Below are 25,045 nucleotides of genomic sequence, written 5' to 3'. Positions count from 1 at the left end.
GCAGGAACGACTCAGCTTTCTTCTTTTTTTATTCATATTTTAGCAACTCTTTTTCAAAACTACTCTTTATTTTTTTTACTCTTAATGAATAGAAATAGTATAGCTAGTAAAATAATGGCAATACCGGCAATTGAAAAGTAAACAGTTTTCTTTTCCCCTGTATTTGGAAATAGACCTTTTTTCTTTTCTTCTTTTTTCTCAGAAGAGGACTGTGTACTTTCCGCAGGGGTAGATGTGTCTGTAGTTGCAGATGCACCAGCGAAGGTTTTATCGTTCAATGTGTAGACAGGTGAATAGTCGTTAGTTTCACTGTTGAAAGCAAAGAAACTGTAATTGTCTTGGTAAGAAAGTGTAAAGTAACCTTCGGTATCTGTTGAAACAGGATTATTTAGATCAACAAATGGATAAAATCCTGTTATGTTTGCAGGTGCTGAATCATAGTTAGCAGTATTGTCTCCGTATATATGAACGTTACTTGCTGCTACGCCATCTACTGATGATACTTTTCCTTTAACGTGTTTGTTATCAGAATCGTAAGAGATAAACTGTATATTGTAAGTTGGGGCAGTTTTTACTACTGTATACGCCATATTTAGGATAACTTCTTGTTTTTTTCCTTGATCCTCTTCCCAAGGATAAAGCATGAAGCTAACTTTGACTAGATTTTTTCCTAGTTTATCTGTTGGAGCTTCGTCTAAAAGTTTAAGATCTCTAAATGCAGCACCATGAAAACCTCCATCTTGGTAGAGCATTTCAGCCGTCACTTTTTCTCCTTGAAAGACAACGAGTGTTGTGGAGATAAGATCACCGTACAGATTTTCAATAGTGTTGGATGTTTCGGAGGAACTTGAATCTACTGTGGAAGAAGAACTGCTCTCCACAATTTTCTCATCATTTTTTTCTGTGTCTTGTGTTGAGGCTGAAGAGCTTTCAACTTTTGAATCCTCAGTGGTAGATAATGTTTCCTCTGCAAAACTTGTGATTGGAAGAGCAAGCGATAATGCAACCAAACAAAAAACTATTTTTTTCATAATCATTCTCCCTTTGTAATATTCGTATCATTCGCAATACAAATGTAACATAAGTGAAATATATAGCAAATGGTTGTAAGAAAATACTTGCGTTTCTTAAGGTATTCTTAATAGTTTTGTTTGGTGTAAAGCTTAAAGTGTTGGGTTTATACTACTTAGGCTAATTTCTCCAGAAGAAAGCACTTTTTCTGTTTTATCTTGGAGTTTTACAACTAATTCACCATGATCGTTGATTGCTGTGGCAATTCCTTCATAGTCAACTCCTGCTTGTGTAAAGGAAACAGTTTTACCAATGACAAAGGATTTTTGGCGATATTCTTCTAGAAAAGCTTGTTCAGGTAGTTGAGTCAATATGCGATAAAATTGATTCCAGATCGCTCCAATCAGTTGGTTACGTGTAATCGTCGGTTCTGTTTCTGGAAATAAAGAGGTTGCTTTTTCTCTTAGATCTTCTGGAAATTCATTTTGCTTTAAAGAAAAATTGATCCCCATACCGATAATGACATTTGAAATTTGTCCGGATTCTACATCGCTCATGGCTTCTGATAAAATACCGCAGACTTTTTTTCCATTAATATAAATATCATTGACCCATTTTATTTCAGTTTGTACTTGGGTCAGATCATCCATTGCACGAGCGATCGCTACCGCCATGATCACGGTATATTGCGCCATTTCTTCAAAGTTTTGGTTAGGTCTTAATAGCATACTCATATAGATACCGCTACCTGCTTTTGAGAAGAAAGGTCGGCCAAATCGTCCTTTGGGTGCTTCTTGGATATCTGCTACGATCAATGTATTAGCAGGCTCTCCGTTGATTGCGGCTAATTTAGCATCTTTCATTGTAGACTCTGAGGCGTTTAAAACTGTGATTGAAAGTTTAGGTGTTTCTGAATCTAGTGATAAACGAATCCCTTCTGCAGATAGAACATCAGAGTTATCATAACGGTAGCCTTTATTTCGACTGCTGGAAATAAGATGTCCTTCTTTTTTTAATTCATTGATTGCTTTCCAAATCGCCGTTCGAGATAAGGAAAGTTGTTGCGCCATTTCTTCACCTGAGATAAATGCGGGTGCTTGTTTCATTAATAAAGTTAACACCTGACTTTTCGTAGACATAGACATCGCTCCTTTATAGTAGTTTTATTGTATCTGATAGGAGGAAGGCGGGTCAACCGCAATACGCCTGAAAGCGGAGAGAAAAATCCATCTAAGGATGTATGATTTCTCGTTGAAAGCTTGCTATACTTATTAGGTAGGAACGAAAAACAATGTATAGAATTATAGAGGTGGAGTGGGGAAGAATGGAAAAGCAACAGTATATTTGTGATAAGTGTGGAAATGAGCATTATGTTTCGGATCAGTTTCAAGCAACAGGAGGAAACTTTGCGAAAATATTTGATGTACAAAACAAAAAATTTATCACAGTCAGTTGTACAAGATGTGGCTTTACGGAATTATACCGTGGACAAACATCAGACGGCTGGAATGTTTTAGACTTTTTAATGGGTGGTTAATAACTGCCATAGTAACACAAAAAATGCACCCAATTGCATTATGCGATTGGGTGCATTTTTCTATTTAAACTAATAATAATTGATCGTCTTTTAATTCAGTGCCGCTATTTTTATGGAACATTTCCATTAGTTCGTTAACCGTTAAATCTTTTTTCTGCTCGGTAGGTACATCTACCACGACTTGTCCTTGGTGCAGCATAATTAGACGATTGCCATAACGAATGGCGTCTTCCATATCGTGTGTCACCATAAATGCCGTTAAATTTTGCTCTTGGATCAACTTTTCAGTCAGTTCCATGACGGTGATCGACGTTTTAGGATCAAGTGCTGCAGTATGTTCGTCTAGCAAAATCAATTCTGGGCGAATCAAGGTAGCCATCAGTAAAGTAATCGCTTGACGCTGTCCGCCAGATAATAAACCAATTTCTGCGCTTAAACGATTTTCTAGCCCTAGATTCAAGCTGGCTAATTGTTCTTTGAAGAAATTGCGGTCATTTTTGCGAACACCATTTCCCAAACCGCGTTTTTTCCCACGTTTCATAGCAAGTGCCATATTTTCTTCTACCGTTAAACGAACAGCGGTCCCCATCTTAGGATCTTGGAAAACACGGCTGATTTGTTTTGAGCGAGCAACGACACGTTGTTTTGTAATGTCTTTGCCGTTTAAAGCTAACTGACCTTCTTCAATCGGTAGCGTTCCAGCAATGCTGTTTAATAGAGTAGATTTACCAGCGCCGTTTCCGCCGATAATTGTAATAAATTCGCCTTGATTGATAGTCAAGTCAATTCCTTTTAGTACGTGGTTTTCATTAACTGTTCCACGTTCAAAATATTGGTGTAAGTTTTTAATTGTTAATACAGGCTGCATTAATTTGTGCCTCCTTTGCGTTGTCCAAGTTTAGAAAAACCTAATTTTTTTTGAATCAAAGGTGAAGAGAGACAGATGACCAGAATGATCGCTGAGAATAATTTCAAATCAGCAGGGTCAACACGGAGCTCTAAAACACAAGCTAAGATAAATCGGTACAAAATAGCACCAATCACAATCGTGATCAAACGCAAACCTAATGATTTGTTTTTAAAGAGTACTTCAGCAATGATGATCGACGCAAGTCCGATAACGATTGTTCCAATACCGGAATTCAAATCAGCAAAGTTATTATTTTGTACGAGTAAAGCACCTGCTAAAGCGATACAACCATTTGAAAGCATATAGCCGATGATTTTCATATTATCTGTTTTGATTCCGTTGGCTTCGCTCATGTCGATGTTGTCACCAGTTGCTCTAGTGGCCAAGCCGATTTCAGTTTTAAAGAATAGAACAAGTAAAATAATGACCAAAAGTACAATGATCGAGCCAACAACTATTGCACTGTTGACTTTAGTGAAACCTAATGACTGAGCATGAGAGAAAATGGAATCTGTTCCAATCAATGAAATATTTGGAGCACCCATAATGCGTGAGTTGATACTGTAAAGTCCAGTCATTGTGATGATTCCTGCTAACAAAGCCGGGATTTTTAATTTTGTATGGAGAAGTCCTGAAACAAGACCAGCTAACATACCAGCGATAAAGGCAAAAAGTAATGCGAAAACCGGCGCTATCATATAATGAATATCAAATAAGGACTGGATCGGCTCCGGCCAAGTAGTAGAATCTTTTGCTAAAATAACTGCGGCTACAGCGCCACCTAAAGGAAAACTTCCTTCTGTTGTTAAATCAGCAATATCTAAAATACGGTAAGTTAGAAAGACTCCAATGGCGAGTAAAGACCAAAGAAGACCTTGAGAGGTTGAGGAAAGTAGTATGTCTAACAATAAAATCAGCTTCTTTCAATAGTATTTATGTATTCCCCGCAGCTCTTAATTGTAATGCGGGGAAAATTCAATTACGGTGCTTTGATAGTTTCTGGATCGATGTCTAAGGCTTTTGCCATATCTTTGTTTACGAAAAGTTCTAAGTCTTTCGCTTTTTCAACAGGCATGTCAGCAGGTTTTGCTTCACCTTTTAGAATTTTCGCTGCCATAACACCTGTTTGTTTGCCGAGTGATTTATAATCGATTCCCACAGTTGCCAAACCACCTTCTTCTACTTGCTCGATCGAGCCTGCAATAACAGGAATCTTGTGTTCTTTGGCTACTTCACCGATAACAGCAGCGGCTGAAGCGAAGGTGTTGTCAGTTGGGATATAAATTGCATCAACATCTTTTGCTAAGCTTGTGGTTACTTGTTGTACGTCATTGGTTGAATTTGCCGTTAAAACTTTGACCTTGATTCCCGAATCTTTTAGAGCTTTTTCCGCCATATCAGCTTGGATTTTAGAGTTAGCTTCCCCTGCATTGTACATAATTCCGACAGTTTTAGCGTCAGGCACAATAGACAATAATAAGGCGATTTGTTTGTCGATCGGAACGATATCGGTAGTTCCAGTAACATTCCCGCCAGGTTTTTCATCTGATTTGACTAATTTTGCGCTGACTAAGTCAGTAACCGCTGTGACTAGAATCGGGATATCTGTTGTTTCGTTCAATAATGATTGTGCGGCAGGTGTTGCAATTCCTAAAAGTAGGTCTGGTTTTCCTTTGACTAATTTTTCACTCATGCTTTTTAATTGAGCCTGATCGTTTTGGGCATTGCTGTATTCGATCGTTAGATTTTCACCATCTTTAAATCCGTTATCAGCTAAACCTTCTTTGAATCCTTCAAACGCAGCATCAAGTGAGCCGTGTTCAACAGGTTGTAAAACACCGATTTTTTTATTGTCACTATTTGTTCCGTTACCTGCTTTTTTGCCATCGCCGCATGCACCAAGAGCTAATAATGCTACTGCTGATACGATGCTTAGTCCTACTAGTTTCTTTTTCATCTTGATTCCTCCAATTATAGTTGATAAAACAAAAAATCCATTCAGACAATATGCCTAAATGGATTGATAAAAGTCGTAGGTAAACACTTCTTCTTTCGCCACTTAGGAATGTCTAGGTGGCTGTTTGTTCAGTACAAAGCGCTCTAGCCATCATAGATACAAAAACAGGTTTTTGCTGTTTGTACCCACGATTACATGAATACAAAACTATCTAAAGTAGCTAAAGTAAGCTTTATTCAGTTGTGCGTTGATTGAGTATGTCATAAAAAATCCCTCCGCAAATTGAATTGTGTTTAGTATAAAGGAAAAGTAGGTATGCTGTCAACATATTAGTTGAAATTTTCTGAACATTCACGTAATGATCAGAAATAGAAAAAAGAAGATAAAACTAAATAAAAGAAACTTGTGAAGTTTTTAAATTAATCGTAATAAATCAAATGAAAATGGATATCTTTGTGAATTTAAACGATTTCATGCTACTATTTAACTGAATAAATAGTAAAAAATTAGGAGGATGTATATGATTTCAAAAAAATTAATCACATTAGGAACATTAGCAGCAACAGTATTGGTATTGGGTGCATGTAACAGTGACAACAAAGATTCTAAAGATAGTTCTTCTGATAGCAAAACTGAAACATCAATGAGCTCAAGTGTAGATGCAGTGAGTGGTGCTTCAATCAGTGACAAACCAGAAGTAATCGAAAAAGCTTTAGGCAAAGATGGTAACTGGATCGTTGCAGCAACAGCAGATCTTACTTTTGATAAAGATGTGACTGTTTCAGGAGAATTCCACGATAAAGGCGAAAAAACAGGCGATATTTATAGAAAATTAGCGTTATACGCACAAGATTCAGATAAAAAAGTTACGGCTGAATATACAGTAACGGTTCCTCAATTAATTGTTGAAACAGAAAACTTCAACATCGTTAACGGAACAATCAAAGGGGATATCTTGGTTAAAGCGAATGGCTTTGTTTTAAACGGCACAAAAGTTGACGGTAAAGTGACGTTTGAAAAAGAAGAATATAAAACTTCTGCAACTCTAGATAAAGAAGGCGCTGAAGTAACTGGTGATGTGACTGTTCAGTAAACTAGTTTCATAGAAAAAAAGAAGGCACTCGATTGTTTATCGAGTGTCTTTTTTTGAAGAGTTTGGGTCCTTTTGAGCTTTCGAAAACCCTTGACTTTTACTATAGAAGGAAGTACAATGTATAGATGCAAAAACTATCTGAAAAATGACAAAGCAGGAGCGAAATATTGTCCGCTCCGGTTTTTAATAGGGAAACAAAAGTAGAAACGCACGAGAATTTTTTAAGAGCACATTCTATTTTTGGTTTTTTTTTGCCTGAAAACTGCAAAAAATGCTCAATATTACAGAGATTTAATATTTGTAATATTCATGAAATGTTTTCGGTTAGTGTTTTGATAGACTTTTAATTAGAGGAGTGAAGAGCTTGGCTGGACACGTAGTAAAATACGGAAAACACCGCGAACGTAGAAGTTTCGCCCGGATCAGTGAAGTGTTGGAATTACCCAACTTGATCGAGATTCAAACAGACTCTTACCAATGGTTTTTAGATGAAGGACTAAGAGAAATGTTTGAGGACATTTTACCGATCGATGATTTTCAAGGTAATTTATCTTTGGAATTTGTGGATTATGAATTAAAAGAACCTAAGTATACGGTGGAAGAAGCGCGCGCACACGATGCAAACTACTCTGCACCGTTACATGTTACTCTACGATTGACAAACCGTGAATCTGGAGAAATCAAATCACAAGAAGTATTCTTCGGTGATTTCCCTCTAATGACTGAAATGGGAACATTTATCATCAATGGAGCAGAACGTGTTATCGTTTCTCAATTAGTACGTTCACCAGGTGTTTATTTCCATGGAAAAGTAGATAAAAATGGTAAAGAAGGCTTTGGCTCAACAGTAATCCCTAACCGTGGCGCATGGTTAGAGATGGAAACTGATGCTAAAGACATTTCTTACGTACGTATCGACCGTACACGTAAAATTCCTTTGACTGTATTAGTTCGTGCTTTAGGTTTTGGCTCTGATGATACGATTTTTGAAATTTTCGGTGAAACATTAAGCTTACGTAATACGATCGAAAAAGATTTGCACAAAAATGCGAGCGATTCTCGTACTGAAGAAGGCTTGAAAGACATCTATGAGCGTCTTCGACCTGGCGAACCGAAAACAGCAGACAGTTCTCGTAACTTACTGAATGCTCGTTTCTTCGATCCGAAACGTTATGATTTAGCTAACGTTGGTCGTTACAAAGTCAACAAAAAATTAGATTTAAAAACACGTCTATTGAACCTAACTTTAGGTGAAACATTGATCGATGCTGAAACTGGCGAAATCATTGTTGAAAAAGGGACAGTATTGACTCACCAAGTAATGGAAACATTAGGTGAACATATCGATAACGGCTTAAACAGCGTAACCTATTATCCAAGTGAAGATGGTGTGGTTACTGAACCAATGACTGTTCAAGTAATCAAAGTTCTTTCTCCAAAAGATCCAGAACGCATCGTTAACGTAATTGGTAATGGTTATCCTGATACAAGTGTGAAAACTGTTCGTCCAGCAGATATCGTAGCTTCAATGAGTTATTTCTTTAACTTACAAGAAGACATCGGTAATGTAGATGATATCGATCACTTAGGTAATCGTCGTATTCGTTCAGTTGGTGAATTACTGCAAAACCAATTCCGTATTGGTTTAGCTCGTATGGAGCGTGTGGTTCGTGAAAGAATGTCGATTCAAGATACTGAAACATTAACGCCACAACAATTGATCAATATTCGTCCAGTTGTTGCAAGTATCAAAGAATTCTTTGGTTCTTCTCAGTTATCACAATTCATGGATCAAACAAATCCTCTAGGTGAGTTGACACACAAACGTCGTCTGTCTGCCTTAGGACCTGGTGGTTTGACTCGTGATCGTGCCGGCTATGAAGTTCGAGACGTTCACTATTCCCATTATGGCCGTATGTGTCCGATCGAAACACCTGAGGGACCAAATATCGGGTTGATCAATAGCTTGTCAAGTTATGCCAAAGTCAATAAATTTGGTTTTATCGAAACACCATATCGTCGTGTTGATCGTGCAACAGGAAAAGTAACCGATCAAGTGGATTACTTAACTGCTGACACAGAGGATCACTACATTGTAGCGCAAGCAAACTCACGCTTAAATGAAGATGGAACATTCGCTGAAGAATTAGTAATGGCCCGTCTGCAAAGTGAAAACCTTGAAGTAACGATCGATAGAGTCGATTACATGGATGTTTCACCTAAACAGGTAGTAGCAGTTGCGACAGCATGTATTCCTTTCTTGGAAAACGATGACTCCAACCGTGCCTTGATGGGTGCCAACATGCAACGTCAAGCAGTGCCTTTGATCCAACCTCGTTCACCACTTGTGGGAACTGGTATGGAATACAAATCAGCACATGACTCAGGTGCCGCTTTACTATGTAAACATGATGGTGTCGTTGAATATGTGGATGCATCAGAAGTACGCGTTCGCCGTGATAATGGCGCATTAGATAAATATATGGTAACAAAATTCCGTCGTTCAAACTCAGGAACAAGTTACAACCAACGTCCAATCGTTCTTTTAGGCGAAAAAGTTGAAAAAGGCGATACATTAGCTGATGGACCTTCTATGGAAGAAGGCGAAATGGCTTTAGGACAAAATGTCCTTGTCGGATTCATGACTTGGGAAGGGTACAACTACGAGGATGCGATCATCATGAGCCGTCGTTTGGTGAAAGATGATGTCTATACTTCTATTCATATTGAAGAATACGAATCAGAAGCTCGCGATACAAAATTAGGACCTGAAGAAATCACGCGTGAAATTCCAAACGTCGGGGAAGATGCTTTGAAAGATCTTGACGAAATGGGAATTATCCGTATCGGTGCCGAAGTCAAAGATGGTGACCTATTAGTAGGTAAAGTAACGCCTAAAGGGGTAACAGAGTTATCTGCTGAAGAACGTTTACTACATGCAATCTTTGGTGAAAAAGCCCGTGAAGTTCGTGATACATCTCTACGTGTGCCTCACGGTGGCGGCGGGATCGTTCATGATGTGAAAATCTTTACTCGTGAAGCCGGAGACGAATTATCTCCAGGCGTAAACATGTTAGTTCGTGTGTATATCGTTCAAAAACGTAAAATCAACGAAGGCGATAAAATGGCCGGACGTCACGGTAATAAAGGGGTTGTATCCCGCATTATGCCGGAAGAAGATATGCCATTCTTACCAGACGGCACACCAATCGATGTCATGTTGAACCCACTAGGGGTACCATCACGTATGAATATCGGACAAGTACTAGAATTGCACTTGGGTATGGCTGCTCGTCAGTTAGGTATCCACATTGCAACACCAGTATTTGATGGCGCCAATGATGATGACGTTTGGGAAACTGTTCGTGAAGCGGGTATGGCTCGTGATGCGAAAACAGTTCTTTATGACGGACGTACTGGTGAACCATTTGATAACCGTATCTCTGTTGGTGTGATGTACATGATTAAATTGGCCCACATGGTCGATGATAAATTACATGCCCGTTCTATTGGACCATACTCACTTGTTACCCAACAACCACTTGGAGGTAAAGCTCAATTTGGTGGACAACGTTTTGGGGAAATGGAAGTATGGGCTCTTGAAGCATATGGTGCAGCTTACACATTACAAGAAATCTTAACGTACAAATCTGATGACGTAGTTGGTCGTGTGAAAACATACGAAGCAATCGTTAAGGGTGAACCAATTCCAAAACCAGGCGTACCAGAATCATTCCGCGTATTGGTAAAAGAATTACAATCACTTGGATTAGATATGCGCGTATTGGACATTGAAGAACAAGAAATCGAATTACGTGATATGGATGACGATGATGATGACTTGATCACAGTTGATGCCCTAACAAAATTTGCCGAACAACAATCAGCGAAACAATTAGAAAAAGAAGCAGCTGAAGCAAAAGAAGCTGCTGATGCAGTTCTTGAACAAGAAATTGAAACTGCTGAAGATACAAAAGACTAATTGTTAAAAGTCTTATTAAAATTGTCAAGTTAGTTGTGTTTTGCTATCTCATTTTAAAGAGATAACAGATACAGTTGTTGGAAGAAAATAAGTACTTTAAGAAAAAGTGCAGTATTTTTCTTCCAGCTCTAACTTTTCCTATCAAGAAATGGAGGGAATCCCTTTTGATCGATGTAAATAAATTCGAAAGTATGCAAATAGGTTTAGCTTCTCCAGAAAAGATCAGAAGCTGGTCTTACGGTGAAGTAAAGAAACCCGAAACGATTAACTACCGTACGTTAAAACCTGAACGTGAAGGTTTGTTCTGTGAACGCATTTTCGGCCCAACTAAAGACTGGGAATGTGCATGTGGAAAATATAAACGTATTCGTTATAAAGGTATCGTTTGTGATCGTTGTGGTGTAGAAGTAACTCGTTCTAAAGTTCGTCGTGAACGTATGGGACACATCGAGTTAGCAGCACCTGTTTCACATATCTGGTATTTCAAAGGTATTCCATCTCGTATGGGTCTTGTATTAGACATGAGTCCTCGTGCCTTAGAAGAAATCATTTACTTTGCATCTTATGTGGTAATTGATGCTGGAGATACATCTTTAGAGAAAAAACAATTATTAACAGAGCGCGAATATCGCGATAAACGTGATCAATATGGTCAAGGTTTTACTGCAGCAATGGGTGCAGAAGCTGTTAAACAATTATTGGATAACGTTGATTTAGATGGCGAAGTTGCTGGTTTGAAAGAAGATTTGAAAACAGCACAAGGTCAAAAAAGAACACGTGCGATCCGTCGTTTAGATATTTTAGAAGCATTCCGTGCTTCTGGAAACTTACCAAGCTGGATGGTTATGGATGTTATTCCTGTAATTCCACCAGATTTGCGCCCAATGGTTCAATTAGAAGGTGGACGTTTTGCGACAAGTGATTTGAATGACTTATACCGTCGTGTAATCAACCGTAACAACCGTTTGAAACGTTTATTAGATTTAAATGCGCCAAACATCATTGTTCAAAATGAAAAACGTATGCTGCAAGAAGCGGTCGATGCGTTGATCGATAATGGTCGTCGTGGCCGTCCTGTTACAGGACCAGGTAACCGTCCATTAAAATCTCTATCTCATATGTTGAAAGGGAAACAAGGTCGTTTCCGTCAAAACTTATTGGGTAAACGTGTAGATTACTCTGGTCGTTCAGTTATCGTCGTAGGACCTAACCTTAAAATGTACCAATGTGGTTTACCAAAAGAAATGGCGATTGAATTATTCAAACCATTTGTAATGCGTGAATTAGTTCAACGCGAAATCGCAACAAACATCAAAAACGCAAAACGTAAAATCGAACGCGGAGAAGATGAAGTTTGGGATATCTTAGAAGAAGTTATTCAAGAGCATCCAGTATTGCTTAACCGAGCACCTACGCTACACAGACTTGGTATCCAAGCCTTTGAACCAGTATTAGTTGAAGGTCGTGCAATCCGTCTTCACCCATTAGTCTGTGAAGCTTATAATGCCGATTTTGATGGAGACCAAATGGCCGTTCACGTTCCGTTGAATGAAGAAGCACAAGCAGAAGCACGTATGCTGATGTTAGCTGCTCAAAACATTTTGAATCCAAAAGATGGTAAACCAGTTGTAACACCTTCTCAAGATATGGTCTTAGGTAACTATTACCTAACGATGGAAGAAGATGGACGTGAAGGGGAAGGCATGATCTTCCGCGACATGAACGAAGCTGTTTTAGCATGGCGTAATGGATATGTGCATTTACACTCACGTATCGGTGTTCAAACAACTTTACTTGGCGACAAACCGTTTACGGATTGGCAAAAAGAACGTATTTTGATCACAACTGTAGGTAAGATCATCTTTAATGAAATCATGCCTATAGAATTCCCTTACTTGAATGAGCCGACAGATTACAACTTAACTGTGCAAACACCTGACAAGTATTTTGTAGAAGCTGGTACAGACATTCCTGCTCACATTAAAGAACAAGAATTAGTCTTACCGTTCAAGAAGAAAAACTTAGGGAACATCATCGCTGAAGTCTTCAAGAGATTCCATATCACTGAAACTTCTAAGATGCTTGATAGAATGAAAGACTTAGGTTATAAACATTCTACTCATGCTGGTATGACCGTTGGTATCGCTGATATCATGGTATTGCATGAGAAACAAGAAATCATTGATGATGCGCACAAACAAGTAGAAAATATTACGAAACAATTCCGTCGTGGTCTGATTACAGATGACGAACGTTATGAACGTGTTATTGCTGTTTGGAACAAAGCCAAAGATGAGATCCAACAAAAACTGATTGAAAGTATGGATGCTAAAAATCCAATCTTCATGATGTCAGATTCAGGAGCCCGTGGTAACATCTCCAACTTTACTCAGCTTGCTGGTATGCGTGGACTTATGGCCGCACCGAATGGACGTATCATGGAACTGCCGATCATCTCTAACTTCCGTGAAGGACTTTCTGTTTTGGAAATGTTTATCTCTACCCATGGAGCTCGTAAAGGGATGACCGATACAGCCTTGAAGACAGCCGATTCAGGTTACTTGACTCGTCGTTTAGTTGACGTTGCCCAAGATGTTATCATTCGTGAAGACGATTGTGGTACAGACCGTGGTCTAGTTATCCAATCTATTCGTGAAGGTAATGAAATCATTGAACCTTTAGAAGAACGTTTACTAGGACGTTACACTCGTAAATCAGTGATGCATCCTGAAACTGGCAAAATGATTATCGGCGAAGATCAACTGATTTCAGAAGATCTTGCAAGAGAAATCGTAGATGCTGGTGTTGAAACAGTAACGATCCGTTCCGTATTTACATGTAACACGAAACATGGTGTATGTAAACACTGTTACGGCCGTAACTTAGCAACTGGTTCTGGTGTTGAAGTTGGTGAAGCCGTTGGTACAATTGCTGCTCAATCAATCGGTGAACCTGGTACTCAGTTAACAATGCGTACGTTTCATACAGGTGGGGTTGCCGGAGATGATATTACACAAGGTCTACCTCGTGTCCAAGAAATCTTTGAAGCACGTAATCCTAAAGGACAAGCAGTCATCACAGAAGTTACCGGTGAAGTTATCGATATTTCTGAAGATCCTGCAACACGCCAAAAAGAAGTAACGATCAAAGGGAAAACTGATACACGTACGTATACAGTTCCTTATACAGCTCGTATGAAAGTCGCTGAAGGCGATACGATCCGTCGTGGTGAGCCATTGACAGAAGGTTCGATCGATCCTAAACAATTGCTACAAGTTCGTGATGTTTTATCAGTTGAAAACTACCTATTGCGTGAAGTACAACGTGTTTACCGTATGCAAGGCGTAGAAATTGGTGATAAACATATTGAGGTAATGGTTCGTCAAATGCTTCGTAAAGTTCGTGTCATGGATCCAGGTGATACTGAAATCTTACCAGGTACATTACTAGATATCGCTGAATTTAAAGATCGTAACTATGACACATTAGTAGCTGGTGGCGTTCCTGCAACAAGCCGTCCAGTCTTACTAGGAATCACAAAAGCATCATTGGAAACGAATAGTTTCTTATCTGCTGCGTCATTCCAAGAAACGACTCGTGTGTTAACAGATGCTGCGATTCGCGGTAAAAAAGACCCATTACTTGGTTTGAAAGAAAATGTTATCATCGGTAAGATCATCCCAGCTGGTACTGGTATGGCCCGTTACCGTAACATGGAACCAAAAGAAGTTGGCGTAGCGAGCGAAAATGTCTACAGTATCTCTGATATTGAAGCGCAAATGGCTGCTGAAGATGCTTTGAATGAGTTGAATAAATAGTTAAATAGAAAAAGGCTTGAAATCGATTGATTTCAAGCCTTTTTTTAATTAGTAAAGCTCTGATGCAGCGTCTTGATCTAAAACAATTGTTAAGTTAGGATGGGTTTGTAATAAGGAAGCTGGGACTTCGTTTGTAATTGGACCAAAGAATGCACGCTGTATGATTGCCGCTTTTTTCTTACCCGTAGCAAATAACACAATTTCTTTTGCCTGCATCACGCTTTTTGGTCCCATCGTCACATAAAAGTTTGGACGTTCATGCTCATCTCCGCCGACTTCACTTAATAAGATATCTTTCATGTTTTCAGTAGCATCTTCTCTTACATGAGAGGTTAAATCTTCAAATTTGGTTGTTCCTGGAAGATTTCCACAATAATGTCCATCTGATCCAATACCTAATAAAATCAAATCTAATCCGCCATCTTGTTCAATTCTTTTATCTTGAGTTTTGTAGTTATTTTCGTCTAAAGGATGGATTTGGCTTTCAGGAATTTCTGCTGGTTTAAAGAAGAGATTATTGAGGTTTGTCATGGTTACGCCATATCCTCTTCTCTGTTTAAACGGGATCTCATCGAAGTTGTAATAATGAACATTGTCAAAATAGGCTTTATTCTTTGTGTCAGTAACCAAGTATTCATACATTTTGACAGGTGTTGAACCAGCAGTTATCGCTAAGTTAACTCGTTTTTGTTGACGCATTTTACCAATTAGAATGTTTGCAGTGACTCGACTCATTTTTTCGTAGTTTTCTTCAATGATGATTTTCATTTTTTTTACAGCTCCTTCTTTTTGTTTAACTTATCATATGGGAACCATCCCAGGTCAATGATTTTTTTTGCTACAGGCAAATCAATATCATTATTTTTTTATTCAGCTTATGATAAGGAAAAAGAAGAGGTGAAGTAATCATGGAACACAATTACGAAAAAGCAATTTTTGCTGGCGGCTGTTTCTGGTGCATGGTCAAACCTTTTGATACTCAGCCAGGGATCATTTCAGTTGTCGCTGGATATACGGGAGGTCATGTTGAAAATCCAACATATGAACAAGTTACGACTGGTTTGACGGGACACACAGAAGCCGTTGAAATTACTTATGACCCAACGATTATCCCATATGAAAAACTGGTGGAAACTTATTGGCAACAAACAGACCCAACTGATGCGCTAGGACAATTTGCTGATCGGGGCGATTCCTATCGTCCAGTCATTTTTTATGCAGATGAGACTCAAAAAGAAATCGCAGAAAAATCGAAAGCTGCATTACAGGCAAGCGGCCGATTTACACAACCGATCGTGACCAAAATAGAGCCAGCCCAAAGGTTTTATCCTGCAGAAGACTATCATCAAGATTATTATAAGAAACATAGCATACACTATAACCTGTATAAAGAAGGCTCCGGACGTGCTGGATTTATTCGGAAAAATTGGAAAGATTAATAACTTATAAAACGAGACAGAAGCAGATGTTACTTTTGTCTCGTTATTTATTTACATAAAAACACAAAAAATAGTCCGATAGTTAAAAAAGGTACAAATGGAAGTTGTCGTATTTTTTTCTTTAAAATATATCGGGAAACTAAAAGAAAAAGTAAGCCACTACTGCTGGCAATGAACAATAAAAAGATAAGGGATTCACTGCCTAAAAGTGCTCCCCAGACCGTTAACAGGAGAATATCTCCGCCTCCCATGGAATCAGGCAGGATATAGTTTAAAGCATGCAAGCTAAAGAAAATAATAATGCTTGTGAAAGGAAAAATCGGTAAAGCTAAATAAATGTGTCCGAGACATAATAAAATGGATAACGGATAGAAAATTTTAGGCTCAACGATTAAATAGAAAATGTCTGTTAAAGATAACGTAACTGCTGTAAATAAAAAGCAAAGAGAATACAACGGAGAAATAGATTTAAAAGCTACAAAAAAACAAAGCAATCCGCAAATTATTTCGCTGTAAAAATAAATTGATGATAATTTGAACCCGCAATAGCGACAACGAAAACGTAGAAAAATAATAGAAATAATCGGAATTAATTCAAGAACTGCTAACCTAGTCTGGCAATGAGAACAATGAGAAGCAGGATATAAGATAGATTTTCTGATGGGAATTCGCTCGGCTACTAGACAAAGAAACGAACCAATAACACTACCAAAAATAAAATAAATGATCAACATAAAAATCTCCTTTCATAAACAAATACGCAATTAAACGCTTTTTTAACTAGACAATTCTTTTTTTATTAGGAATAATGAAAGTGAGAAATGAGGCGAGAAGATGGAAAAAATAGCAATTGGTGTGGATATTGGCACAACGCAGACAAAGGCTGTCGCTTTTAGTGAGGATGGAAAGGTTCAGACATCGGCATACGTTCGGTATTCACTCATTCAGGAAACAGAAGGTATGGCAGAACAAGATGTGGAGCAGATTTTTCAAGCAGTTATTACGTGTATCAAGCAAGTGGTAAGTGCAGTGCATCCGCTTGAAATTTCGCTGATATCTTTTTCTACGGCGATGCATGGGTTGATTGTCATGGATAAAAATAATCAACCACTGACTCGGGTTATCACTTGGGCGGATAACCGTGCAGAAAAATATGCGGAAGAGTTAAAGGATACAGCTTTAGGAAAAACGATGTATCAAAATACAGGATTACCGATGCATCCTATGACGCCTTTTCATAAGATTCGTTGGCTAAAAGAAGAATTTCCGGAAATTTACAAGCAAGCAGAGAAATTCATTGGGATGAAAGAGTATGTATATTATCGATTATTCGACCAATATATCACGGATATCAGCACAGCTTCTGGGACTGGATTTTTAAATATTCATGATCTTATTTGGGATCAGCAGGCTTTATCGGAGATGGGGATCACAACTGAACAGTTGCCATTGTTGGTTAAACCGACTCACCAATTAATAGGTTTAAGAGCTGAATGGTTAGAGCAATTGGGCTTGTCTACAAAAACAGTTTTTGTGTTGGGCGGAGCAGATGGGCCATTATCCAATTTAGGATTGGGTGCAATGGCAAAAGGAACGGCTACACTGACTGTTGGAACAAGTGGAGCTTTACGTTATATTGTTGATCGGCCTTGTACTCATCCACAAGCAGAAACCTTCTGCTGTGTTCTAGATGAAAATCATTGGGTTATTGGGGGCGCGACAAGTAATGGAGCTGGAATTTTTGATTGGGCTTGTGAAAATTTATTGAAAGAAGTTCAAAACGAAGCACGTAAAGCTGGGGAAAATCCTTATGATAAGGTAATGGAGCTAGTAAAAGGAACGCCAGCTGGAGCTAAGGGGTTGCTGTTTCATCCGTATTTACTTGGAGAGCGCGCACCATTGTGGAATGCAGAAGCAGCAGGTAGCTTCATTGGTTTAAAGAGAAATCATGATGACAAAATAATGATGCGTGCTGTGGTTGAAGGAATTTGTTTGAACATGAAGCGCATTTTAACAGAATTAGAAGAGTTAGGCGGAACAGTGAAAGAAATTCGAGCGACAGGCGGTTTTGCTGATTCAGAGGTTTTTAAAAAAGTGATGGCGGATGTTTTTGGTTATAAGCTTTCGTTAACTGAAAGTATTGAGGCTTCAGCTTTAGGGGCTGTCTTATTAGGCTGGCAAAGTCTAGGGATAATTTCAGACTTGAAAACAGCTTGTGAACAAGTTGAGATTTATGAAATAGTAGAACCTAATAATGAGAACTATGAAGTTTATCAACAGATTTATCCACTATTTATAACAACTCAGCAGCAAATATCTGCCAGTTATCACCAGCTAGCGAAATTAAGAGCAGATTTAGAATAAATTTTTTTGACAAATAAGGCTGAACTTGCTTTACTAGTAGTAAGAGAACGGAGGAAAGGAAATGAAGAAGTCATGGATCATCTCTTTGCTTTTAGCGGGAATTTTTCTGACAAGTTGTGGATCTAAAGGGATCTCAGCAGAAGATGCTGGAATGTTGTTCGTTGATCGTTTAGTTTATCAAAAAGAAGAGAGTAAGTTTGCCAAAGAGTTTCGTGATGGTAAACGAGTTGGAAAAGAACTAGATGAAAATAGTAAAACTTTTGAAGAAAATTTTGCCAAAGGATTATCCTCTACAGGAGCAAAGGTTCCGGAAAAAGAAGCAGATCAGTTAACAAACGAACTTTTACAGCAAGCAAGAGAAAAAGCAACCTATAAAATCGTTCAAATAGATGAAACAAAAACTGGTGCAACAATTTCTTATTATGTAACTGGATTGGACTTAGTGAGTGCGATGCAGGAGATGACAAGGCAGCTGGTAAAAGAGACCTTAGCTGAACCTGAAATAGCCAAGGATGAGCAAAAAACATTGGATGCGACGTTTTCTATTTTAGAAGAGCGGGTCAAATCGATTAAAATCAAAACAGATCCAGTTGAAATGAAATTACATTTAGAGAAAGAAAAAGGAAAGTGGTTTGTGCCGGATAATCAAAAAACTGCTGTATCTAATTTGTTTATGGCGTTCATTTCTGGTTCAAAAGATACAGATACGATGAATAAAGAATTGCAAGAAGCATTAAATGAAGTTGCTAAAGAGATTATCGATTCATTGGACACGGTATCAATACCTAATAGTAATTAATGATCTAGTTTATAATTATTATTAAATGAGAAATGTTTTAAAAATGAAGATTTTAGTGTACTTTTTTACCGTTTCGTACTACAATTAAGTGTAGATAAAAATTTAGGAGGATGATGTATAATGAAATTTGAACAAACTAAAGAAGTATTAAACCAACTAGTTGCGGATCTAAGCCAGTTTTCAGTGGTGATCCACCAAACACACTGGTATATGCGTGGCGCAGAATTCTTGACATTGCACCCTAAAATGGACGAATATATGGACCAAATCAATGACCAATTAGACGTTATTTCTGAACGTTTGATTACGCTAGATGGCGCACCTTACTCAACATTACAAGAATTTGCTGACCATACTGGTATTGAAGATGAAATCGGCACATATGAACGTACAATTCCTGAACGTATGGAAAAATTAGTAGAAGGCTACCGCTATTTAGCAGATTTATATCAAAAAGGAATTGAAGTGTCTGGTGAAGAAGGCGACGATTCTACACAAGATATCTTTATTGCAAACAAAACAGATATCGAGAAAAATATTTGGATGTTGCAAGCAAAATTAGGTAAAGCACCTGGTATTGATGCAGATTCACGTGCAAAAACTCGTTAACCAACAGAATTTGAAAGCTTATGGAAGATAGTTTACTATCTTCCATAAGCTTTTTTTAGTTTTCTTTGCTTTCTAGTTTTAGTTTACTACGCTCAATTGCTGCTTTCACTTGATCAAATCCGGTCCCACCATACGAATGTCGCCGTTCGATTGCTGTTTTTGAGGCTAGGGTTTGATAGATGTCTGCTTCGATCAACGGTGTAATAGCTTGGTAGTCTTCTAATGGGACATCTTGCAAATAAATCCCTTGTTTCGTACATTGTAATACTAATTTTCCAACAATTTCGTGCGCTTGTCTGAAGGGCATTCCCTTGCTTGCAAGGTAGTCTGCTAGCTCCGTTGCATTTGAAAAATCTTTTTCTGTTGATTTTTCCATGATTTCTTGATTTAGTGTCATTGTTTCAATCATACCTGCCATGATCTCTAAACTAGTTAATATCGTATGAGAAGTATCAAACATGCCCTCTTTGTCTTCTTGCAGGTCTTTGTTATAAGCTAACGGTAAACCTTTTAAAACGGTTAAGAGGCTGAATAAATTGCCATATACGCGACCAGACTTCCCACGAATCAATTCTGCCATATCCGGGTTCTTTTTTTGAGGCATGATTGAGCTGCCGGTAGAAAAAGTATCGGTCAATTCAATAAATTGAAATTCGTGGCTGCACCATAAGATGATTTCTTCACAAAAACGAGAAAGATGCATCATTAAAATAGAACTATTGCTAAGGAATTCTAGAATGAAGTCTCGATCACTCACACCGTCTAGACTATTTTCATAGATTGAAGAAAAGCCTAGCAGCTCAGCTGAATAGGCACGATCTATTGGAAAAGTAGTGCCAGCAAGGGCCGCACAGCCTAATGGGGAAATATCGATTCGCTTCAAACTTTCTGAAAATCGTTCTTGATCCCGTGTCAGCATACCGTAATAAGCCATCATATGATGAGCAAAGGAAATAGGTTGCGCATGTTGTAAGTGAGTGTAGCCAGGCATAATAGTCTCAATATTTTCTTCAGCTTTATGAACTAAGACTTGGCGAAATAAGTGGATCTTTTCGATAACTTCTTGAACGATTTCCTTTAAGTAGAGATGCATGTCTGTAGCAACTTGATCATTTCTACTACGGCCTGTATGCAATTTTCCAGCAACTGGGCCAATTTCATCATGTAGGTGTTTTTCAATATTTAGATGGATATCTTCATTTTCTATACTAAATTCAAGCTCACCAGCGATTAACTTTTTCTGAATGGTATTAAGCCCGATAGTGATTTTATCAGCTTCTTTTTCCGTTAAAATTCCTGTCTTAGCTAACATTTTTACATGAGCTAAGCTTCCAATAATATCTTGTTTGGCTAACTTTTGATCGAAGAGAATCGAAGCCCCAAAGGCATCTATCCATGCTTCGGTTTTCCCTTCAAAACGTCCGCCCCATAATTTTTCCATTATGCACACCTCATTTATGTATTATTATTCATTGTGATAAGAAAGAGGTCATCTACTTCTCGATGTAGATAACCTGTTTACTTATCAGTTGTTTATGGGAGATAGCTATAGCTGACAAGGATTAATTTTTAGTGAAAATTCTTGCTCTCCGTCGTAACGAGCATAGCTATCAGATGAACACCTATCGATTTCTTTATTTCGATCCATAGCTCGAAAAGAAGTTCTCTTAGGATAGGTCGATTGGAATAGCTGAATTGGATAACCTTATTTACAACAAAAGTAAAAGTTACCTCGCTTTAAAATTCAGCCTAGATAAAAATAAAATCAATACTAACTACTTTTTGTTTAATGTAGCTTGAACTTCTGCATTGACTTTGGTAGGAAGTCCCCAGAGTTTGATGAAACCTACGGCTGCATCTTGATCAAAAGTATCAGCAGACGTGTAAGTCGCTAAGTTTTCGTTATATAGACTATTCGCTGATTTACGTCCTTCAACAATGGCATGACCTTTAAAGAGTTTTACCCGAACCACACCATTTACATATTTTTGCGTAGATTTTAAGAAAGCAATCAACGCGTCAGTTAACGGATTGAACCATAGGCCATCATAAATAATTTGAGATAGTTGATTTTCGATGATTGGTTTGAAGTGTGCTACTTCCCGAACGAAAGTTAAATCCTCTAGTTCTTTATGAGCGGTCATCAACGTGATTGCTGCTGGACATTCATAAACTTCTCGCGACTTGATCCCCACTAAACGGTTTTCTACATGATCGATTCGACCAATACCATGTTTACCAGCTAAATCATTCAAATCCAAAATTAAATCAGATAACAGCGTTTCTTTGCCATTGATGGCTGTAGGTACACCCTCAACGAAAGTCAACTCAATAGTATCTGCTTCATCAGGTGCGTTCTCTAAGCTAGCTGTTAATTCATAAGCACCTTCTGGTGGAGTTGCCCAAGGATCTTCTAAAATGCCGCATTCATTGGCACGTCCCCAAAGATTTTGGTCGACAGAATAAGGATTATCTAAATCGGCAGGGACTGGTACGCCTTTTTCTTTTGCATAATTGATTTCTTCTTCACGTGACCATTTCCATTCACGAACTGGAGCAATCACGCTGAGCTCGGGTGCAAGGGCATTGATCGCTACTTCAAAACGTACTTGATCATTCCCTTTTCCTGTACACCCGTGGGCAATCGTTGTCGCTCCAGTCTCGTGTGCTAATTCTACTAATTTTTTAGCAATCAGAGGGCGAGATAAAGCGGAAACTAACGGATAAGATTGTTCATAGAAGGTATGGCCTTGTAAAGCAATCAAGGCAAATTCTTGTGCAAATTCCTCTTTAGCATCAATGGTATATGAAGCAGAGGCTCCAACTTCTAATGCTTTATTTTTGATGAAATCTAAATCTTTCTTTTCACCGACATCTAAGCAGCAAGCAATCACATCATATCCTTCGTCAACTAACCATTTAACAGCAACGGAGGTATCCAATCCTCCAGAGTAGGCTAAAACAACTTTTTCTTTCATGAGTAACACTCCTTATTTTCTAATTGTCTTTTTTGATTGTTCTCATCATATCACTTGAAAATACAAAAATCAACACTTTTTGTAAATAAATATACATAAAAATAAATATTTTGGGAATAATATACATTTTTAGTTTTTGGAATCACGTAATATACATTACGCATATTTTGGTCTTTTCCATTTTTATAGTAGAAGTTATTTTTTTGAATCAGAAAAAATAAGAAGAAAAATAGCGGAAAACCTCAGAAATCCATTGACTTTACTAGCGATAGAAGGTATCATGTTAAATGGTATTGTTTGCCCCACAATGAGCCCCGGAAACTCAAGTGAATGTCAAACATCGAATAGAAAATTGGAGGAAAGAATCGTGCGTACAACATATATGGCCAAATCTGGCGAAGTAGAACGTAAATGGTATGTAGTAGATGCAACAGATATCCCAATGGGACGTCTATCAACTGTAGTTGCTTCTATCTTACGTGGAAAAAATAAACCAACATTCACACCACATGTGGATACTGGAGATTTCGTAATTGTAATTAATGCTGATAAAATCAAATTAACTGGTAACAAAGCAAGTGATAAAATTTACTACCGTCACAGCCAATACCCAGGTGGGTTGAAATCTGTTACTGCTGGTGAATTACGCGATAAAAACTCTCGTCGTTTAATCGAAACTTCTGTAAAAGGTATGCTTCCTAAAAACACTTTAGGCCGTAAACAATTTACTAAGTTGAACGTATACGGTGGAGCTGAGCATCCACATGCTGCACAACAACCAGAAGTATTAGATATTACTAACCTAATTTAAGGAGGGAAATTCATTGGCTCAAGTACAATATATCGGCACTGGCCGTCGTAAAAATGCAGTTGCCCGCGTACGTTTAGTACCTGGTACTGGTAAAATTACTGTAAATAAAAAAGATGTTGAAGAATATATTCCACACGCTGACTTGCGTGAAGTTATCAACCAACCATTTGGTGTAACTGAAACTAAAGGCGCTTATGATGTAATGGTAAACGTTAATGGTGGAGGCTACTCTGGTCAATCAGGTGCGATCCGTCACGGAATCGCTCGTGCATTATTAGAAGTAGATCCTGATTTCCGTGCTGCTTTAAAACGCGCTGGACTTCTTACTCGTGATGCCCGTATGGTTGAACGTAAAAAACCAGGTCTTAAAAAAGCCCGTAAAGCTTCACAATTCTCTAAGCGTTAATATTCGCTTTATATCAACAATCAAGACGTTTCGCAACTTAGTTTGTGAAGCGTCTTTTTTCATTGTTGGCACCACTATTGACACCATTCAGGACACTACCGTTTTGGGCTAGTTTGCGATAAACAATCTCACCAACGGGCATTTTTATGACGTTAGGTGTGTTTACGTAAGTTTTTGTAATTGTGGTATCGCTATGGGTGAGTGCCTCTGAAATCTGTTCTAAAGAAGTACCAGACTGCCTAGCTAAAGTTGCTCCAGTATGCCTCAATTTGTGAGGTGTTGCATGAGCTAAATGTTTATGTCTGCGTTCAATAGATTTCATTCGATAGTTTAGATAGTCTGTATGAAGCGGTTGATTGATATTGCCTTTACGATCAGTATATGTGAAAACAAGCTGTTCATTTGTTTGCTCGATATCAAATTGAGTTAGTTCGGATTGCTGTTGATTTTTCCATTCAAGTAATAATTCTTTCAGCTCAACAGGGATATGGAAAATTGTTGTCTTATTTCCTTTTGTGTTTTTCTCATTACCGAATTTATCTAATGCTTTGCCAATAGAGATTTGTGATTTTGGAAAATCAATATGCTTCCATTTCAAGGCATAAGTTTCAGATTTGCGATCAGATAAGAAAAAGGTTGTCTGGAAAAGAATGTAGTCTTGAAAGGATAGAAGTTCGTTCTGCCAATCTTCATGAACAGTGATAAGCCACTCCTGTAACTGTTCAAATGACAAATATAAATCTTCCTCGTTCCTAGCTTGCTTTAATTGGTTCTTTTTAGTCGCTTTAATGCGCTTTAAGGACTTTTCAAGCTTGTTCCGCTCAATGTATTCTAGTTCCTCAGCCCAATCAAAAATCGAGTTTACATAGCTTCTTAACGTTTTGAAGTTAGCGTATTCGAAAGCCTTTTTTGTCATTAGTTGCAAAACTAACGCTTTATTTTGGTTGAGGTAATTCAGTGTGTATTTACCGAACATTGGTAGTATGTGAAGTCTAAACACATCTTTTGTATTGCTAACTGTTACAATTGTTGGCGGATTCGTAGTTGTTGAAGTAAGCCCTGACGTATAAGCATCTAGCCAAATATCTTTATAAAAATCTTTGAATAGTGCTTCTCCACCTAATTCAAAAGCATTCTTGTCTTTATTCTCACGTACTTCTTTGATTTTGGCATAGAAATCAATCTGTGCTTCATTTGCCTCTTTTTTTGTTTTGAACGTTTTTGAGTAAAGCTTTTCTACCCCCAGTAATTCTTGAATATCTTGAGGGTAATAAAGTCTTAATCTATAAGTATTATTTGCAGTTTTTGAAATTGCCATAGTATTTACCTCC

Annotated in this window: 20 protein-coding genes; 10 read left to right on the top strand and 10 right to left on the bottom strand. The window is 38.0% G+C overall.

Going from position 1 to position 25,045, the window contains the following annotated elements; all coding sequences use genetic code 11:
• Positions 1 to 59: 59 nt before the first annotated feature.
• Positions 60 to 1,031, bottom strand: a complete 972-nt coding sequence (locus IGL98_RS16900; RefSeq protein WP_206911406.1) for an LPXTG cell wall anchor domain-containing protein — start codon at positions 1,029 to 1,031, stop codon at positions 60 to 62.
• A gap of 132 nt (positions 1,032 to 1,163) precedes the next feature.
• Positions 1,164 to 2,150, bottom strand: a complete 987-nt coding sequence (locus IGL98_RS16895; RefSeq protein WP_206844120.1) for a biotin--[acetyl-CoA-carboxylase] ligase — start codon at positions 2,148 to 2,150, stop codon at positions 1,164 to 1,166.
• A gap of 185 nt (positions 2,151 to 2,335) precedes the next feature.
• On the opposite strand from IGL98_RS16895, the gene IGL98_RS16890 reads away from it, so the two are divergent.
• Positions 2,336 to 2,548 (top strand): zinc ribbon domain-containing protein, encoded by a 213-nt coding sequence (locus tag IGL98_RS16890; RefSeq protein ID WP_206844121.1) that lies wholly within the window; start codon positions 2,336 to 2,338, stop codon positions 2,546 to 2,548.
• 64 nt (positions 2,549 to 2,612) lie between these two features.
• Here IGL98_RS16890 and IGL98_RS16885 read toward each other — a convergent pair whose 3' ends face one another.
• From IGL98_RS16885 to IGL98_RS16875, 3 genes are all read right to left on the bottom strand, one after another.
• On the bottom strand, positions 2,613 to 3,416 hold the full coding sequence (locus tag IGL98_RS16885; protein ID WP_206911405.1) for an ABC transporter ATP-binding protein: 804 nt from the start codon (positions 3,414 to 3,416) through the stop codon (positions 2,613 to 2,615).
• The gene (locus tag IGL98_RS16880) at positions 3,416 to 4,366 is read right to left on the bottom strand and encodes an ABC transporter permease (protein WP_206844128.1); all 951 of its coding nucleotides are present in this window, start codon (positions 4,364 to 4,366) and stop codon (positions 3,416 to 3,418) included. The genes IGL98_RS16885 and IGL98_RS16880 overlap by 1 nt, the downstream gene beginning before the upstream one ends.
• 71 nt (positions 4,367 to 4,437) lie before the next feature.
• Positions 4,438 to 5,415 (bottom strand): ABC transporter substrate-binding protein, encoded by a 978-nt coding sequence (locus tag IGL98_RS16875; protein ID WP_206844133.1) that lies wholly within the window; start codon positions 5,413 to 5,415, stop codon positions 4,438 to 4,440.
• A 520-nt stretch (positions 5,416 to 5,935) separates the two neighbouring features.
• On the opposite strand from IGL98_RS16875, the gene IGL98_RS16870 reads away from it, so the two are divergent.
• The 3 genes from IGL98_RS16870 to rpoC all read left to right on the top strand — a co-directional run bounded on the left by IGL98_RS16870 (position 5,936) and on the right by rpoC (position 14,308).
• Positions 5,936 to 6,508, top strand: a complete 573-nt coding sequence (locus IGL98_RS16870; protein WP_206844136.1) for a polymer-forming cytoskeletal protein — start codon at positions 5,936 to 5,938, stop codon at positions 6,506 to 6,508.
• A 364-nt stretch (positions 6,509 to 6,872) separates the two neighbouring features.
• Complete coding sequence (rpoB, locus tag IGL98_RS16865) at positions 6,873 to 10,490, top strand: DNA-directed RNA polymerase subunit beta (RefSeq protein WP_069653464.1); 3,618 nt, start codon at positions 6,873 to 6,875, stop codon at positions 10,488 to 10,490.
• 164 nt (positions 10,491 to 10,654) lie between these two features.
• The gene (rpoC, locus tag IGL98_RS16860) at positions 10,655 to 14,308 is read left to right on the top strand and encodes a DNA-directed RNA polymerase subunit beta' (RefSeq protein ID WP_277989039.1); all 3,654 of its coding nucleotides are present in this window, start codon (positions 10,655 to 10,657) and stop codon (positions 14,306 to 14,308) included.
• 48 nt (positions 14,309 to 14,356) lie between these two features.
• On the opposite strand, the gene IGL98_RS16855 is transcribed toward rpoC, so the two are convergent.
• Positions 14,357 to 15,076, bottom strand: a complete 720-nt coding sequence (locus tag IGL98_RS16855) for a glucosamine-6-phosphate deaminase (RefSeq protein WP_206911404.1) — start codon at positions 15,074 to 15,076, stop codon at positions 14,357 to 14,359.
• 140 nt (positions 15,077 to 15,216) lie between these two features.
• Between IGL98_RS16855 and msrA the strand changes: the two genes are divergently transcribed.
• The gene (gene msrA / locus IGL98_RS16850) at positions 15,217 to 15,747 is read left to right on the top strand and encodes a peptide-methionine (S)-S-oxide reductase MsrA (protein WP_206844142.1); all 531 of its coding nucleotides are present in this window, start codon (positions 15,217 to 15,219) and stop codon (positions 15,745 to 15,747) included.
• 47 nt (positions 15,748 to 15,794) lie between these two features.
• Here the strand turns inward: msrA and IGL98_RS16845 are convergent, their stop codons facing one another.
• The gene (locus IGL98_RS16845; RefSeq protein ID WP_206844145.1) at positions 15,795 to 16,481 is read right to left on the bottom strand and encodes a prepilin peptidase; all 687 of its coding nucleotides are present in this window, start codon (positions 16,479 to 16,481) and stop codon (positions 15,795 to 15,797) included.
• A gap of 100 nt (positions 16,482 to 16,581) precedes the next feature.
• Between IGL98_RS16845 and IGL98_RS16840 the strand changes: the two genes are divergently transcribed.
• The 3 genes from IGL98_RS16840 to IGL98_RS16830 all read left to right on the top strand — a co-directional run bounded on the left by IGL98_RS16840 (position 16,582) and on the right by IGL98_RS16830 (position 19,519).
• Positions 16,582 to 18,111: a gluconokinase gene (locus IGL98_RS16840; RefSeq protein WP_206844148.1), complete on the top strand. Its 1,530-nt coding sequence runs from the start codon at positions 16,582 to 16,584 to the stop codon at positions 18,109 to 18,111.
• A gap of 61 nt (positions 18,112 to 18,172) precedes the next feature.
• Positions 18,173 to 18,910, top strand: a complete 738-nt coding sequence (locus tag IGL98_RS16835) for a DUF5105 domain-containing protein (RefSeq protein WP_206844151.1) — start codon at positions 18,173 to 18,175, stop codon at positions 18,908 to 18,910.
• A gap of 120 nt (positions 18,911 to 19,030) precedes the next feature.
• Positions 19,031 to 19,519, top strand: a complete 489-nt coding sequence (locus IGL98_RS16830) for a Dps family protein (protein ID WP_206911403.1) — start codon at positions 19,031 to 19,033, stop codon at positions 19,517 to 19,519.
• Positions 19,520 to 19,574: 55 nt separating this feature from the next.
• On the opposite strand, the gene argH is transcribed toward IGL98_RS16830, so the two are convergent.
• Together argH and IGL98_RS16820 are read right to left on the bottom strand one after the other, a co-directional pair.
• Positions 19,575 to 20,960, bottom strand: coding sequence for an argininosuccinate lyase (gene argH / locus IGL98_RS16825; RefSeq protein WP_206911402.1), 1,386 nt, complete (start codon positions 20,958 to 20,960; stop codon positions 19,575 to 19,577).
• Positions 20,961 to 21,294: 334 nt separating this feature from the next.
• Positions 21,295 to 22,497: an argininosuccinate synthase gene (locus IGL98_RS16820; protein ID WP_206844157.1), complete on the bottom strand. Its 1,203-nt coding sequence runs from the start codon at positions 22,495 to 22,497 to the stop codon at positions 21,295 to 21,297.
• Positions 22,498 to 22,861: 364 nt separating this feature from the next.
• Between IGL98_RS16820 and rplM the strand changes: the two genes are divergently transcribed.
• Together rplM and rpsI are read left to right on the top strand one after the other, a co-directional pair.
• Positions 22,862 to 23,308 carry a 50S ribosomal protein L13 gene (rplM, locus tag IGL98_RS16815; protein ID WP_303393681.1) on the top strand — a complete coding sequence of 149 codons (447 nt, stop codon included), beginning with the start codon at positions 22,862 to 22,864 and terminating at the stop codon, positions 23,306 to 23,308.
• Between the two features lie 13 nt (positions 23,309 to 23,321).
• Positions 23,322 to 23,714, top strand: coding sequence for a 30S ribosomal protein S9 (gene rpsI / locus IGL98_RS16810; protein ID WP_010762225.1), 393 nt, complete (start codon positions 23,322 to 23,324; stop codon positions 23,712 to 23,714).
• Positions 23,715 to 23,751: 37 nt separating this feature from the next.
• Here the strand turns inward: rpsI and IGL98_RS16805 are convergent, their stop codons facing one another.
• The gene (locus IGL98_RS16805) at positions 23,752 to 25,032 is read right to left on the bottom strand and encodes a site-specific integrase (RefSeq protein ID WP_242590044.1); all 1,281 of its coding nucleotides are present in this window, start codon (positions 25,030 to 25,032) and stop codon (positions 23,752 to 23,754) included.
• Positions 25,033 to 25,045 lie beyond the last annotated feature (13 nt).

This window comes from Enterococcus sp. DIV0840 (assembly GCF_050527835.1).
Taxonomy (GTDB): domain Bacteria; phylum Bacillota; class Bacilli; order Lactobacillales; family Enterococcaceae; genus Enterococcus_L; species Enterococcus_L ureasiticus.
The sequence above is the reverse complement of the archived record's forward strand: the minus strand, read 5'-3'. Positions and strand labels throughout refer to the sequence as shown.

What these genes read in the sequence shown, in the direction of transcription:
- IGL98_RS16840 (WP_206844148.1), top strand. Translation starts at nt 16,582, where the DNA reads ATGGAAAAAATAGCAATTGGTGTGGATATTGGCACAACGCAGACAAAG.
- IGL98_RS16820 (WP_206844157.1), bottom strand. Translation starts at nt 22,497, where the DNA reads ATGAAAGAAAAAGTTGTTTTAGCCTACTCTGGAGGATTGGATACCTCC.
- IGL98_RS16900 (WP_206911406.1), bottom strand. Translation starts at nt 1,031, where the DNA reads ATGAAAAAAATAGTTTTTTGTTTGGTTGCATTATCGCTTGCTCTTCCA.
- IGL98_RS16835 (WP_206844151.1), top strand. Translation starts at nt 18,173, where the DNA reads ATGAAGAAGTCATGGATCATCTCTTTGCTTTTAGCGGGAATTTTTCTG.
- IGL98_RS16845 (WP_206844145.1), bottom strand. Translation starts at nt 16,481, where the DNA reads ATGTTGATCATTTATTTTATTTTTGGTAGTGTTATTGGTTCGTTTCTT.
- IGL98_RS16830 (WP_206911403.1), top strand. Translation starts at nt 19,031, where the DNA reads ATGAAATTTGAACAAACTAAAGAAGTATTAAACCAACTAGTTGCGGAT.
- IGL98_RS16890 (WP_206844121.1), top strand. Translation starts at nt 2,336, where the DNA reads ATGGAAAAGCAACAGTATATTTGTGATAAGTGTGGAAATGAGCATTAT.
- argH (WP_206911402.1), bottom strand. Translation starts at nt 20,960, where the DNA reads ATGGAAAAATTATGGGGCGGACGTTTTGAAGGGAAAACCGAAGCATGG.
- IGL98_RS16855 (WP_206911404.1), bottom strand. Translation starts at nt 15,076, where the DNA reads ATGAAAATCATCATTGAAGAAAACTACGAAAAAATGAGTCGAGTCACT.
- IGL98_RS16895 (WP_206844120.1), bottom strand. Translation starts at nt 2,150, where the DNA reads ATGTCTACGAAAAGTCAGGTGTTAACTTTATTAATGAAACAAGCACCC.
- msrA (WP_206844142.1), top strand. Translation starts at nt 15,217, where the DNA reads ATGGAACACAATTACGAAAAAGCAATTTTTGCTGGCGGCTGTTTCTGG.
- IGL98_RS16870 (WP_206844136.1), top strand. Translation starts at nt 5,936, where the DNA reads ATGATTTCAAAAAAATTAATCACATTAGGAACATTAGCAGCAACAGTA.
- IGL98_RS16805 (WP_242590044.1), bottom strand. Translation starts at nt 25,032, where the DNA reads ATGGCAATTTCAAAAACTGCAAATAATACTTATAGATTAAGACTTTAT.
- IGL98_RS16885 (WP_206911405.1), bottom strand. Translation starts at nt 3,416, where the DNA reads ATGCAGCCTGTATTAACAATTAAAAACTTACACCAATATTTTGAACGT.
- IGL98_RS16875 (WP_206844133.1), bottom strand. Translation starts at nt 5,415, where the DNA reads ATGAAAAAGAAACTAGTAGGACTAAGCATCGTATCAGCAGTAGCATTA.